The sequence below is a fragment of the Clostridioides sp. ZZV14-6154 genome, assembly GCF_020657785.1.
In the GTDB taxonomy this organism is placed as follows: domain Bacteria; phylum Bacillota; class Clostridia; order Peptostreptococcales; family Peptostreptococcaceae; genus Clostridioides.
Genome location: NZ_JAGWCY010000005.1, coordinates 229826 through 242357, shown reverse-complemented (window position 1 = coordinate 242357; position 12532 = coordinate 229826). Strand labels below are relative to the sequence as shown.

Sequence of the window (12532 nt, the reverse complement as noted above, 5' to 3'; positions counted from 1 at the left end):
ACAAGCAGGGGGTCGCAGGTTCGAGCCCTGCTGGTCCCACCATTTGCGGCCTGGTAGTTCAGTTGGTTAGAATGCCAGCCTGTCACGCTGGAGGTCGAGGGTTCGAACCCCTTCCAGGTCGCCAAATTAAATAAGCGGGAATAGTTCAGTGGTAGAGCGCAACCTTGCCAAGGTTGAAGTCGCGAGTTCGAATCTCGTTTCCCGCTCCATAATAATTTGGGTGCATAGCTCAGCTGGATAGAGCAACGCCCTTCTAAGGCGTGTGTCCGGGGTTCGAATCCCTGTGCGCTCATTAAGAAAAGTTTACTATATTTATAGTAAACTTTTATATTGTTTAAAAAGACACAGGATACATGTATGTCACCTGTGTCTTTTTCTTTATAATTATATAAGAGTTACATTATATTCATTAATATTGTAATCATATTAATGGTAATGTATAATAGTCTACAAGAAGTTTATAGAAAGATTTATTGCATAGACTTAATTATTAGTAAATAGGCTCATATACATTATACTGTATACTTTATAGTACTGAGACATTAGAATACTATTTAAATTCATAAATTAATTTCTTATACTGAAAAAGAACGATGAAATATATTATGAAATACTAGATATTCTAAATACTTGATAATATGGTGTTTGTAGATTGTATTAAATGAATTGTTATATTTATAAGTAATATATGTATGACTTTGAAAATAGATAAGCTGTTTTAATTATTTTAATTATAAAAGATAATTTCTAGAAAAGATACATAATAAGATATTAATAGAAGTTGATATAAATTATTTATAAAGGAAATTATTGGTATAATATAAAAATAATATTACTAATATAATATTAATAAAAATAATGTTACAATTTTATATAATTAATAAATAGATTATTAAATTTATTGTAGTGAAAATATATTGAAAGATAATATGTATTTTGAAATAGATTTTATAGTATAAAATTGCATCAAGGCGCGAGTACTATTTTGTATTCGCGCCTTGATGATTTGAATTATTTAAACTAGATTTAACTTTAATAGAAAATATATATTTGATTAGCAATGTTTTTAATGTATTTAGAGATTATTTAACAATCTCAATCTATAAAAATAGAATTATTTACACAAAAGTTAAATAGTTTGTATAGAGTTAGATTTATATAGTATAATACATAGTGTAAATAATTAAGAAGTTATCGAACAGGAGGATAAAACTGTGTTAGATATAAATTCTTTTTTAAATGAATTTTTTAATATAATATTAAGAATGAGTATATATGATTTAATTGACATATCCATAGTAGCATATATTTTTTACAAAATATTTATGTTTATAAAAGACACAAGAGCAGAACAAGTATTTAAAGGTATAATATTTCTTTTGCTAGCAACTCAACTTAGTAACACTTTTAAATTGCATACCGTTTATTGGATATCTCTTAAGGCGCTGGATTACGGAGTTATAGCAGCTCTTATAATTTTTCAGCCAGAATTTAGAGCAGGGCTTGAACATATAGGAAGAGCGAAGTTTAATTTATTTGGAAAAAATGTAAATACTTCAGAAGAAACTCTTAATAGAACTATAGAAGAGATTGTAGAAGCTTTATATTCACTTTCTAGACAAAAAATAGGAGCTCTTATCATAATGGAGAGAGAAACCAGAATAAGTGATATAATAAATACAGGAACTATAATTGATGCCGAAATTTCTAGGCAATTATTGATAAATATATTTATACCAAATACACCATTACATGATGGAGCTGTTGTAATTAGGGACTCTAAGGTAAAGGCGGCTGCATGTTTCTTGCCGTTAACAGAGAGTAAGGATTTAAGCAAAGATTTAGGTACTAGACATAGAGCTGGAATAGGTGTAAGTGAAGTCTCTGACTGTATAACGCTGATTGTATCAGAGGAAACTGGAGGCGTATCAATTGCTAAAGCTGGTAAGTTATATAGAGATATTTCTAGAGAAAGAATGATGAATATATTACGTAGTAATCTAAAAACGAATACAGAAACAAGAAGTTTTTTCAAAGGTGGTATATTTAAATGATAAATAGACTAAAAAATAATACCAAAATAAAAATAATATCATTTTTAAGTGCAATTGCTTTATGGATGTATGTTATGGCTGTAGTTGACCCTGAAGAAACTAGAGGGTTTGAAGATATACCTGTATCTATAAGTAATATGAGTGATTTAAATGATAAAAATCTTGTTATATATCCAGACGAAAAATTAACAGCAGATGTGTATATAAAAGGTAGTTTATCAAAGGTACAAAAAGTTAAAAAAGAGGATATACATGTATATGGAACTGTTGAAGACCCAATACAAGGTAAGAAGGAAGTATATTTAAAAGCAAATATTCCTCAAGGTGTTACTTTAGAATTTAAGCATGACGTTTTAATAGTAAATCTTGAGAAAAATATAAAAGAAAAAAGAGATATAAAGGTAGAAGTAAGTGGGAATTCAAAAAGAAATATAGATAATATTGAATTAAGTAAAAATTATGTCGATATATCGGGTCCGATGAGTTTAGTTAAAGAAGTTAAAAGTGTAAGAGCTAATCTAAATGTCGGCAATGAGACAGAAGATTTCTCTAAAAAATTGGATTTAATACCTTTAAATAGTGATGGAACTAAGGTTGAAGGTGTGACATTAAGTTCAAGTTCTGTAACAGCAAGTGTAGAATTATTAAAAGAAAAAACTGTACCAATAAGAGTAGATTTAAAGGATAATAATCAAGATAATAATACATTGAAAAATTATAAATTAAGTAAAGATGAAGTTACAATAAAAGGTAAAAAAGAAAATATAGACAAAATAAATTATATTAAGACAAAACCTATTGATTTAGTTGATTTAGCTAATGGAGAAGAAAAAGAAGTGAGTCTAGAGATTCCAGAAGGAATAACTATTGATGATACCTCTATAACTATAAAGCTAAATGAAACAAAACAATTAAGCGCTGAGTTTGTATATAGTCCAGAAGATATTATGTTAAGAAATATTCCAGCAAATATGGACAATCCAAGTATAATTTCTACTGGAGATATTCAAGTTGTTGTAGAGTCAGCAGAAGATTTAAGTAAGCTAAATAAAAAAGATATTTCGTTATATATCGATTTATCAGAAGCACCTGCTGAAAATGGTAAATATAAAATAAAATATGAAACAACATATCAATTTAAAAAAATAAATATAGAACCTAATATTGTTGAAGTGGAATGAACAAATATTTTGAATATTTAGTTGTTACAAGATGCGACAAAAAAATCTATAAAATTAAGTTTGTTAATTTTATGTTTTTGTTGCATCTTGTTTATTTTAGTTATATTATAAAATAAGGACAATGAGATATTTGTTAAATCTAAAAAGTGTTAGATATATGAAAAAAGACTGATAAATAGATTTAAATAAATATTTTTGAATTAAATATTTCAATTATCCCTAGGAAAACGTTGCTGAACGAGTTATAATTTAATTGAGATATAAAAGTTCTATTTCAAAAAATTCAAGATGAGGTGGAAATGCATGAGAAGTTTTGAAGAAGTAATTAAGTTTGCAAAGGAAAGAGGACCTAAAACTATATCAGTAGCATGTTGTCAAGATAAAGAAGTTTTAATGGCAGTTGAAATGGCTAGAAAAGAAAAAATAGCAAATGCCATTTTAATAGGTGATATAGAGAAGACTAAAGAAATTGCAAAAAGCATAGACATGGATATCGAAAATTATGAAGTAATAGATATAAAAGATTTAGCAGAAGCATCTCTAAAATCTGTTGAATTAGTTTCACAAGGAAAAGCCGATATGGTAATGAAAGGCTTAGTAGACACATCAATAATACTAAAAGCAGTTTTAAACAAAGAAGTAGGTCTTAGAACTGGTAATGTATTAAGCCACGTAGCAGTATTTGATGTAGAGGGGTATGACAGATTATTTTTCGTAACTGATGCAGCTATGAACTTAGCTCCTGATACAAATACTAAAAAGCAAATCATAGAAAATGCTTGCACAGTAGCACATTCATTAGATATAAGTGAACCAAAAGTTGCTGCAATATGCGCAAAAGAAAAAGTAAATCCAAAAATGAAAGATACAGTTGAAGCTAAAGAACTTGAAGAAATGTATGAAAGAGGAGAAATCAAAGGTTGTATGGTTGGTGGACCTTTTGCAATAGATAATGCAGTGTCTTTAGAAGCAGCTAAACATAAAGGTATAGATCATCCTGTAGCAGGAAGAGCTGATATATTATTGGCTCCAGACATCGAAGGTGGTAATATATTATATAAAGCTTTAGTATTTTTCTCAAAATCAAAAAATGCAGGAGTTATAGTTGGAGCTAAAGCACCAATAATATTAACTTCTAGAGCAGATAGTGAAGAAACTAAACTAAACTCAATAGCTTTGGGCGTTTTAATGGCAGCAAAGGCTTAAATTTAAGGGGGAAATAGGCAAATGAGCAAAATATTTAAAATCTTAACAATAAATCCTGGTTCGACATCAACTAAAATAGCTGTATTTGATAATGAGGATTTAGTATTTGAAAAAACACTAAGACACTCTTCTGAAGAAATAGGAAAATATGAGAAAGTTTCAGACCAATTTGAATTTCGTAAACAAGTAATAGAAGAAGCATTAAAAGAAGGTGGAGTAAAAACATCTGACTTAGATGCTGTAGTAGGTAGAGGTGGTCTTCTTAAGCCTATAAAAGGTGGAACTTACTCAGTAAGTGACATTATGATAGAAGATTTAAAAGTAGGAGTTTTAGGAGAACATGCTTCAAATTTAGGTGGTATAATAGCAAAACAAATAGGTGATGAAGTTAATGTTCCTTCATACATAGTAGACCCAGTTGTTGTGGACGAACTAGAAGAGGTTGCTAGAATTTCTGGTATGCCTGAAATAAGTAGAGCAAGTGTAGTACATGCTTTAAATCAAAAGGCAATAGCAAGAAGATATGCTAAAGAGATAAACACAAAATATGAAGATATAAATCTTATAGTTGCACATATGGGTGGAGGAGTTTCTGTTGGAGCTCATAAAAATGGTAGAATAGTAGATGTTGCAAACGCATTAGATGGAGAAGGACCTTTCTCTCCAGAAAGAAGTGGTGGATTACCAGTAGGAGCATTAGTAAAAATGTGCTTCAGTGGAGAATATACTCAAGATGAAATTAAAAAGAAAATAAAAGGTAATGGTGGATTAGTTGCATACTTAAATACTAATGATGCTAGAGAAGTTGAAGAAAGAATTGAAGCTGGTGATGAAAAAGCTAAATTAGTATATGAAGCTATGGCATATCAAATCTCTAAAGAAATAGGAGCTAATGCTGCAGTTCTTAAGGGAGATGTAAAAGCAATATTATTAACTGGTGGAATCGCATATTCAAAAATGTTTACAGATATGATTGCATATGGAGTTAAATTTATAGCAGATGTAAAAGTTTATCCAGGTGAAGATGAAATGATTGCATTAGCTCAAGGTGGACTTAGAGTTTTAACTGGTGAAGAAGAGGCTCAAGTTTATGATAACTAATGATAAAAGAATAAGAATCATAACAGGTCACTATGGAAGTGGTAAAAGTGAATTTGCGATGAACTATGTTGTTAAATTAAGAGAGATGGTTTCTGGCAAAGTTGCTATAGCCGATTTGGATGTGGTAAATGTATACTTTAGAACTAGAGAAAAGAAAGAGCTAATGAAATCTTTAGGTATACAACCAATAGATAGTTCAATTAATGCTCCAACATTAGATTTACCAGCAGTATCAGCAGAAGTAATGTCACCTATGGTTGACCATTCATACAATTCTGTTATAGACTTAGGTGGAGATAATGTAGGTGCTAGAGTTATAGGAAGATTTAGTCATTTATTAAAAGAAGGCGACTATGACATGCTTTTTGTAATAAATGCAAATAGGGAGAAAACTCAAACTTCTGAAGAAGTTATCCAATATATAAAGGAAATAGAGAAATCTTCTAAACTAAAGGTAACAGGTCTAATTAATAATACTCATCTTATTAGGTTTACTACTATTGATGATGTTTTAAGAGGTCAAAAAGTTGCAGAAGAAGTTTCTAAGGAATGTAATATACCAATAAGATATGTTGCATGCTTAGAAAATCTTGTTGAACAATTACCAAAAGATTTAGAGGGAGAAATTTTTCCGATAAAATTATATATGAGAGAAGACTGGATGTAGTTTGAGCTCAAATATATAGAAAGTTTAAGGAGGCTTAGGTAAATGGCTAAAGGAAAAGTATCTTTTAATCAAGAACGTTGTAAAGGTTGTGGATTATGTGTTGAAGCATGTCCAGTAAAAATCATACAATTAGACTCAAACACAATAAACAAAAAAGGGTATAACCCAGCAACTGTTTCTGAAATGGAAAAATGCATAGGATGTGCAAGTTGTGCAACTATGTGTCCAGATGTAGTTATAACAGTAGAAAGAGATTAATTTAAATTAATATTTAAGGGGGAATTTTAATGGCTAAGATACTTATGAAAGGTAACGAAGCATTTGGAAAAGCAGCTATAGAAGCTGGTTGCAAATATTTCTTCGGTTACCCAATAACTCCACAAAGTGAATTACCAGAATATTTATCAAGAGAGTTACCTAAAATAGGTGGAGCGTTCGTTCAAGCTGAATCAGAAGTTTCTGCGATAAACATGGTTTATGGTGGAGCAGGTGCAGGAGCAAGAGTTATGACTTCTTCATCTTCACCAGGCGTTGCTTTAAAACAAGAAGGTATAACATATGCAGTAGGAGCAGAAGTTCCTTGTGTTGTACTTAACGTAATGAGAGGTGGTCCAGGACTTGGAAGTATACAACCTTCACAAGCTGACTACTTTATGTCTACAAGAGGTGGAGGAAACGGAGACTACAGAACTCCAGTATTCGCACCAGCTACAGTTCAAGAAGCTGTTGATATGATAATGGAAGCTTTTGATGTTGCAGATTACTACAGATCACCTGTTATGGTAGTTGCAGATGGTATGATAGGTCAAATGATGGAGCCAGTTGAATTCAAAGCTCCTGAAAAGAAGAGAGAATTGCCTCCTAAAGATTGGGCAACTGTTGGAACTAAAGGAAAAAGAGTACCTAATGTAATAAACTCTTTATACTTAGAGCCAGAAGTATTAGAAGATCACTGTTGGCACTTAGAAGCTAAATTCAATGAAATGGAAAAAAATGAAGTACAATATGAAATGTACAAAACAGAAGACGCTGAATTTATATTTGCAGCTTATGGAACTACTTCAAGAATAGTGAAAAGTGCAATTGATATATTAAGAGAAGAAGGAATAAAAGCAGGTCTTATAAGACCTAAAGTATTATGGCCATTCCCATTTGAAGCATTTGACCAAATCCCTAGTGCTAGAAACATATTAACTGTTGAAATGAGTATGGGACAAATGGTGGAAGATGTAAAAATGGCAGTAGAAGGTAAATTACCAGTTTACTTCCATGGAAGACCAGGAGGAATGACTCCAACACCAGCAGAAATAGTTGAAAAAGCTAAAAAAATTATTGCCGGAGAATTGGTTGCAGGAGGTGCTAGATAATGGCTGTTGTATTTAAAAAAACTCAAGGGTTACAAGATACTCAAACTCACTACTGTCCAGGATGTACACATGGTATAATCCATAGATTAGTTGGTGAAGTATTAGAAGAATTAGGAGTATTAGGTGATGCTGTAGGTGTTGTTCCAGTTGGATGTTCAGTTTTAGGATATAAATATTTTAACTGTGATACTCAAGAAGCAGCTCATGGTAGAGCACCAGCTGCTGCTACAGGAATAAAAAGAGTTCATCCTGAAAACACAGTATTCACTTATCAAGGTGATGGAGACTTAGCTTCAATCGGTACTGCTGAAATAGTTCATGCAGCTGCTAGAGGAGAAAAAATAACTACTATATTTGTAAACAATACAACATATGGTATGACTGGTGGACAAATGGCTCCAACTACATTAGTTGGACAAAGAGCTACTACTGCTCAATCAGGAAGAAATGCTGAAACTCAAGGTTATCCAATAAGAGTAAGTGAAATGTTAGCTACATTAACAGGAGCTGTATTCGTAGAAAGAGTAGCAGTTGATACTCCAGCTCATGTTAGACAAGCTAAAAAAGCTATAAAGAAAGCATTCCAAGTTCAACAAGCAGGATTAGGATTTGGAATAGTAGAAGTATTATCTACTTGTCCTACAAACTGGGGACTAGCTCCAAATGATGCTTTACAATGGTTAAGAGACAATATGATACCATACTATCCATTAGGAAATTTCAAAAATGTTGAAGTTGAGGAGGTGAAGTAAATGTCTACAGCTAGAGTAATATGTGCAGGCTTCGGAGGCCAAGGTGTTATGTCTATGGGACAATTACTTACTTATGCAGGAATGTTAGAAGGAAAAGAAGTTTCTTGGTTACCATCTTATGGACCAGAAATGCGTGGAGGTACAGCAAACTGTGCAGTAACTGTATCTAGTGAACCTGTTGGTTCTCCACTTATAACAGATGATGCAACTGCAGCTATATTATTAAATATACCAGCATTTGAAAAATTTAAAGACGATGTTGTACCTGGTGGAAAAATAATAGTAAACAGTTCTTTAATAAAAGAAAAAGTTGAAAGAACAGATGTAGATGTTTATTATATCCCAGCAAATGAATTAGCTGTTGAATTAGGTAATGATAAAGTTGCTAATATGATAATGCTAGGAGCTTACTTAAAAGTAGCTGATACAGTGGATATAGAATCTGTATTAGAAGCATTTAAAAAAGTTTTTGGACCTAGAAAAGAAAAATTTGTTCCATTAAACAGAGAAGCTTTACAAAAAGGTATGGATGCTGCATGTTGTGGAGCAACTAACTAATAAAGAAAAAAGATGTCAAAAAAAAGACAATAGAATTATTTCTATTGTCTTTTTTGCTGAGAAGTATTAAAATATTTTTATGACTGAAATTAAGAATATAATAGTATTTTATGAATTATAAAAATATAATACAAATTACAAGCTTTTCAATTATGAAAGGAGAATATTTAGTGAGAAAGTATTTTGGAACAGATGGAGTTAGAGGCATAGCAAATACAGAATTAACATGTGATTTAGCATATAGACTTGGTAGAGCTGGTGGATTTGTTTTAGCTCAAGGAGACCATAGAGTAAAAGTAGTAGTAGGTAAAGATACTAGAATATCTGGAGATATGTTGGAGGCATCTTTAATAGCAGGTCTTATGTCTGTTGGATGTGATGTTATTACTGTTGGAATAATACCAACCCCTGCAGTTGCATATTTAACTAGAAAATATGGTGCTGATTGTGGTGTGGTTATATCTGCATCTCATAATCCTGTTGAATATAATGGAATTAAATTCTTTAATAAAAATGGATATAAATTGGATGATGAAATAGAGTTAAAGATAGAAGAATATATAGATGATATAGATAAAGTAGATTGTATGCCAGTTGGTGAAAATGTAGGACGAAGATTACATGAGCATTATGCACAAAGAGACTATGTAGATTATTTAAAATCAATAATTAACACTGATTTTAGAGGATTAAAGGTGGTTTTGGACTGTGCTAATGGTGCATCGTATAAAGTAGCACCAATAGTATTTGATGAATTAGGAGCAAGTGTAATTTCAATAAATAGTTCACCAGATGGAAACAATATAAATTATAAATGTGGCTCTACACATCCAGAACAACTTCAAAAGGCTGTTTTGGAACATAATGCTGACTTAGGTCTTGCATATGATGGAGATGCTGATAGATTAATTGCAGTAAATGAAGAGGGTCAAATTGTTGATGGAGACCATATAATGATATTGAGTGCTTTAAATTTAAAGAAAAATAATAAATTAGCACAAGATACTTTAGTAGTTACAGTTATGAGTAATATAGGATTAGCAATAGCTGCAAAAGAAAATGGAATAAAATTATCTACTACAGCAGTTGGAGATAGATATGTTTTAGAAGATATGGTTAAAAATGGATATAATCTTGGTGGAGAGCAATCTGGACATATGATATTCTTAGATTACAATACTACAGGAGATGGAGTTCTTAGTTCTTTAATACTTGCAAATATAATACTGCAAGAAAAGAAACCTTTATCAGAACTTGCATCAATAATGAGTCAATATCCACAAGTATTAGTGAATGCAACAATAAAAAATGAAAATAAAACCAAATATATGGAATATCCAGAAATAAAAACTGAAATAGAAAGAATAGAATCTATTTTAGATGGAAATGGTAGAGTCTTAATAAGACCATCAGGAACTGAACCATTGGTTAGAGTTATGTTAGAGGGTAAAGAGGAAGGTCAAATAAAAGAATTAGCAACAAATTTAGCTAATCTTATACAAGAAAAATTATCGTAATTTATAAGGGTATTCTCAGATATAAACCCTGAGGACACCTTTCTAAGCGCCAGAACTTAGTTATAGACACAAGAATTAAGTATTATTGGAACTAAGTTGACGAGGTCAGAGTTAATCGAATTGTCGGCGGATGCTCTGCGGTGTGTTTACCATCGAAAGACTTCTTTAAATAATAGGAGTAATCCTATGGACAAAGGGAAGCCAAAGTAAACTTATATGACCTAACTCTTAAAATATATAAATAATATTTTTAGGAGGACACAAATAATGTGTGGAATAGTTGGATATTTAGGAAGTAGAAAGGCAGCAGAAGTTATCGTAGAGGGGCTTTCTAAGTTAGAGTACAGAGGTTATGACTCAGCAGGAGTAGCAGTTAATGGTTCTAATTGTGATGAACTTAATATTAGAAAGTTCAAAGGTAGACTTTCTGTGCTTGCAGAAGATTTAGAAAAAAATCCTATTGATGGAAATTTGGGAATAGGACATACAAGATGGGCAACTCATGGAGAACCATCTGATGTAAACTCACATCCTCATTTTAATCAAGCTAAAACAATAGCAGTTGTTCATAATGGGATAATAGAAAATTATATGGAAATCAAAGAAGAATTAATTTCTGAAGGTGTTAAATTTGAATCTCAAACAGATACAGAAGTAATAGCACATTTAGTAGATAAATACTATGAAGGTAACTTGTTAGACGCTGTATATAAAACTATATCAAAATTAAGAGGAGCTTATGCATTAGGTGTTATATGTAAAGATCATGGAAATGAATTAGTTGCAGTAAGAAAAGATAGTCCTCTTGTAGTCGGTGTGGGTGAAGGCGAAAACTTTATAGCATCAGATATACCTGCTTTATTAAAATATACTAGAGATGTTTATTTCTTAGACAATGGAGAGATAGTTCACCTAAAAGATGAAAATGTAACAATTTATGATTCTAATAGAAATCTTGTAGAAAAAGAAGTATTCCATGTAACATGGGATGTAGAAGCTGCATCTAAAGGTGGATATGATTACTTTATGTCAAAAGAAATACATGAGCAACCAACAGGAGTTAGAGAGACTCTAGAAAGAAGACTTGATGATAATGGAAATATAATTTTAGATAGTATAAATATTTCTAAAGAAGATTTAGATAAAATAAATAAAGTTTATATAGTAGCTTGTGGAACAGCATATAATGCTGGATTACTTGGTAAGTATGCTATAGAAAAATTTGTAAATATACCAGTAATAACTGATATAGCATCAGAATTTAGATATAGTGACCCATTTGTAGATGAAAACTCATTAGTAATATTAGTTAGCCAATCTGGTGAAACAGCAGACACTTTAGCAGTATTAAGAGATTCAAAAGCTAAAGGAGCAAGAATACTTTCAATAACTAATGTTGTAGGTTCATCTATAGCAAGAGAATCAGATGATGTTTTCTATACTTGGGCAGGACCTGAAGTAGCAGTTGCATCAACTAAGGCATATACAACTCAAATAACTTCTTTATATATGATAGCTTTAGATTTTGCTATTAAAAAAGGAACAATAACTAGAGAATTTTATGATAGTATGATTTCTAAGATGAAAGAAATACCATCAAAAATACAAGAAATATTAGACAATGAGGAATATATAAAAGAAGTTGCTAAAACAGTTGTTAGCTCTGACCATGCTTTCTATTTAGGAAGAGGTATAGATTATAGTTTAGCAATGGAAGGTTCATTGAAATTAAAAGAAATATCATATATACATGCAGAAGCTTTTGCAGCAGGAGAATTAAAACATGGAACAATAGCATTAATAGAAAAAGGAACTCCTGTAATTGCTATAGCTACTCAAGAAAAATTATTTGAAAAAATGGTTTCTAATATGGAAGAAGTAAGAGCAAGAGGAGCTTATGTCGTAGCAATTGCTCAAAGTCATAATAAAGACGTTGAAAAAGCTGCTGAAAAAATAATATATATACCAAACTCAGATGATATTTTATCACCAATATTAGCAGTTGTACCAATGCAATTACTTGCTTATCATGTTTCTGTACTAAGAGGTTGCGATGTAGATAAGCCAAGAAACTTAGCTAAATCAGTAACAGTTGAATAAAAATATATTAAAAATTGCATAGATAATAT

The 12532-nt window shown here is 31.1% G+C and carries 11 protein-coding genes and 3 tRNA genes; all 14 read left to right on the top strand.

Going from position 1 to position 12532, the window contains the following annotated elements:
• Positions 1 to 47 precede the first annotated feature (47 nt).
• The 14 genes from KGF45_RS12955 (at position 48) to glmS (ending at position 12503) form a co-directional block, all read left to right on the top strand.
• A tRNA-Asp gene (locus tag KGF45_RS12955) sits at positions 48 to 124 on the top strand.
• Positions 125 to 134: 10 nt separating this feature from the next.
• A tRNA-Gly gene (locus tag KGF45_RS12950) sits at positions 135 to 209 on the top strand.
• A 9-nt stretch (positions 210 to 218) separates the two neighbouring features.
• Positions 219 to 292 (top strand) — tRNA-Arg (locus KGF45_RS12945).
• Between the two features lie 922 nt (positions 293 to 1214).
• On the top strand, positions 1215 to 2054 hold the full coding sequence (gene cdaA / locus KGF45_RS12940; protein ID WP_227434523.1) for a diadenylate cyclase CdaA: 840 nt from the start codon (positions 1215 to 1217) through the stop codon (positions 2052 to 2054).
• Complete coding sequence (locus tag KGF45_RS12935) at positions 2051 to 3235, top strand: CdaR family protein (RefSeq protein WP_227827898.1); 1185 nt, start codon at positions 2051 to 2053, stop codon at positions 3233 to 3235. The genes cdaA and KGF45_RS12935 overlap by 4 nt, the downstream gene beginning before the upstream one ends.
• A gap of 303 nt (positions 3236 to 3538) precedes the next feature.
• Positions 3539 to 4441, top strand: a complete 903-nt coding sequence (gene ptb / locus KGF45_RS12930; protein WP_227434525.1) for a phosphate butyryltransferase — start codon at positions 3539 to 3541, stop codon at positions 4439 to 4441.
• A gap of 21 nt (positions 4442 to 4462) precedes the next feature.
• Entirely contained in the window at positions 4463 to 5542 is a 1080-nt protein-coding gene (gene buk, locus KGF45_RS12925; protein ID WP_227842690.1) for a butyrate kinase, read from the top strand.
• Positions 5532 to 6209 carry an ATP-binding protein gene (locus tag KGF45_RS12920; RefSeq protein WP_227827896.1) on the top strand — a complete coding sequence of 226 codons (678 nt, stop codon included), beginning with the start codon at positions 5532 to 5534 and terminating at the stop codon, positions 6207 to 6209. The genes buk and KGF45_RS12920 overlap by 11 nt, the downstream gene beginning before the upstream one ends.
• Before the next feature lie 42 nt (positions 6210 to 6251).
• Positions 6252 to 6467, top strand: a complete 216-nt coding sequence (locus tag KGF45_RS12915) for a 4Fe-4S binding protein (RefSeq protein ID WP_227434528.1) — start codon at positions 6252 to 6254, stop codon at positions 6465 to 6467.
• Between the two features lie 29 nt (positions 6468 to 6496).
• Positions 6497 to 7576, top strand: a complete 1080-nt coding sequence (locus KGF45_RS12910; protein WP_227434529.1) for a 3-methyl-2-oxobutanoate dehydrogenase subunit VorB — start codon at positions 6497 to 6499, stop codon at positions 7574 to 7576.
• A complete protein-coding gene (locus KGF45_RS12905; protein ID WP_227827895.1) occupies positions 7576 to 8328 on the top strand; it encodes a thiamine pyrophosphate-dependent enzyme in 753 nt (250 codons plus the stop codon). The genes KGF45_RS12910 and KGF45_RS12905 overlap by 1 nt, the downstream gene beginning before the upstream one ends.
• Positions 8329 to 8886, top strand: coding sequence for a 2-oxoacid:acceptor oxidoreductase family protein (locus tag KGF45_RS12900; RefSeq protein WP_227839389.1), 558 nt, complete (start codon positions 8329 to 8331; stop codon positions 8884 to 8886). It begins immediately after the preceding gene.
• Positions 8887 to 9056: 170 nt separating this feature from the next.
• Positions 9057 to 10403 (top strand): phosphoglucosamine mutase, encoded by a 1347-nt coding sequence (glmM, locus tag KGF45_RS12895; protein ID WP_227842689.1) that lies wholly within the window; start codon positions 9057 to 9059, stop codon positions 10401 to 10403.
• Between the two features lie 267 nt (positions 10404 to 10670).
• Positions 10671 to 12503: a glutamine--fructose-6-phosphate transaminase (isomerizing) gene (gene glmS / locus KGF45_RS12890; protein WP_227827892.1), complete on the top strand. Its 1833-nt coding sequence runs from the start codon at positions 10671 to 10673 to the stop codon at positions 12501 to 12503.
• Positions 12504 to 12532: the final 29 nt, after the last annotated feature.

What these genes read in the sequence shown, in the direction of transcription:
- ptb (WP_227434525.1), top strand. Translation starts at nt 3,539, where the DNA reads ATGAGAAGTTTTGAAGAAGTAATTAAGTTTGCAAAGGAAAGAGGACCT.
- buk (WP_227842690.1), top strand. Translation starts at nt 4,463, where the DNA reads ATGAGCAAAATATTTAAAATCTTAACAATAAATCCTGGTTCGACATCA.
- KGF45_RS12935 (WP_227827898.1), top strand. Translation starts at nt 2,051, where the DNA reads ATGATAAATAGACTAAAAAATAATACCAAAATAAAAATAATATCATTT.
- KGF45_RS12905 (WP_227827895.1), top strand. Translation starts at nt 7,576, where the DNA reads ATGGCTGTTGTATTTAAAAAAACTCAAGGGTTACAAGATACTCAAACT.
- glmS (WP_227827892.1), top strand. Translation starts at nt 10,671, where the DNA reads ATGTGTGGAATAGTTGGATATTTAGGAAGTAGAAAGGCAGCAGAAGTT.
- KGF45_RS12900 (WP_227839389.1), top strand. Translation starts at nt 8,329, where the DNA reads ATGTCTACAGCTAGAGTAATATGTGCAGGCTTCGGAGGCCAAGGTGTT.
- KGF45_RS12915 (WP_227434528.1), top strand. Translation starts at nt 6,252, where the DNA reads ATGGCTAAAGGAAAAGTATCTTTTAATCAAGAACGTTGTAAAGGTTGT.
- KGF45_RS12920 (WP_227827896.1), top strand. Translation starts at nt 5,532, where the DNA reads ATGATAACTAATGATAAAAGAATAAGAATCATAACAGGTCACTATGGA.
- KGF45_RS12910 (WP_227434529.1), top strand. Translation starts at nt 6,497, where the DNA reads ATGGCTAAGATACTTATGAAAGGTAACGAAGCATTTGGAAAAGCAGCT.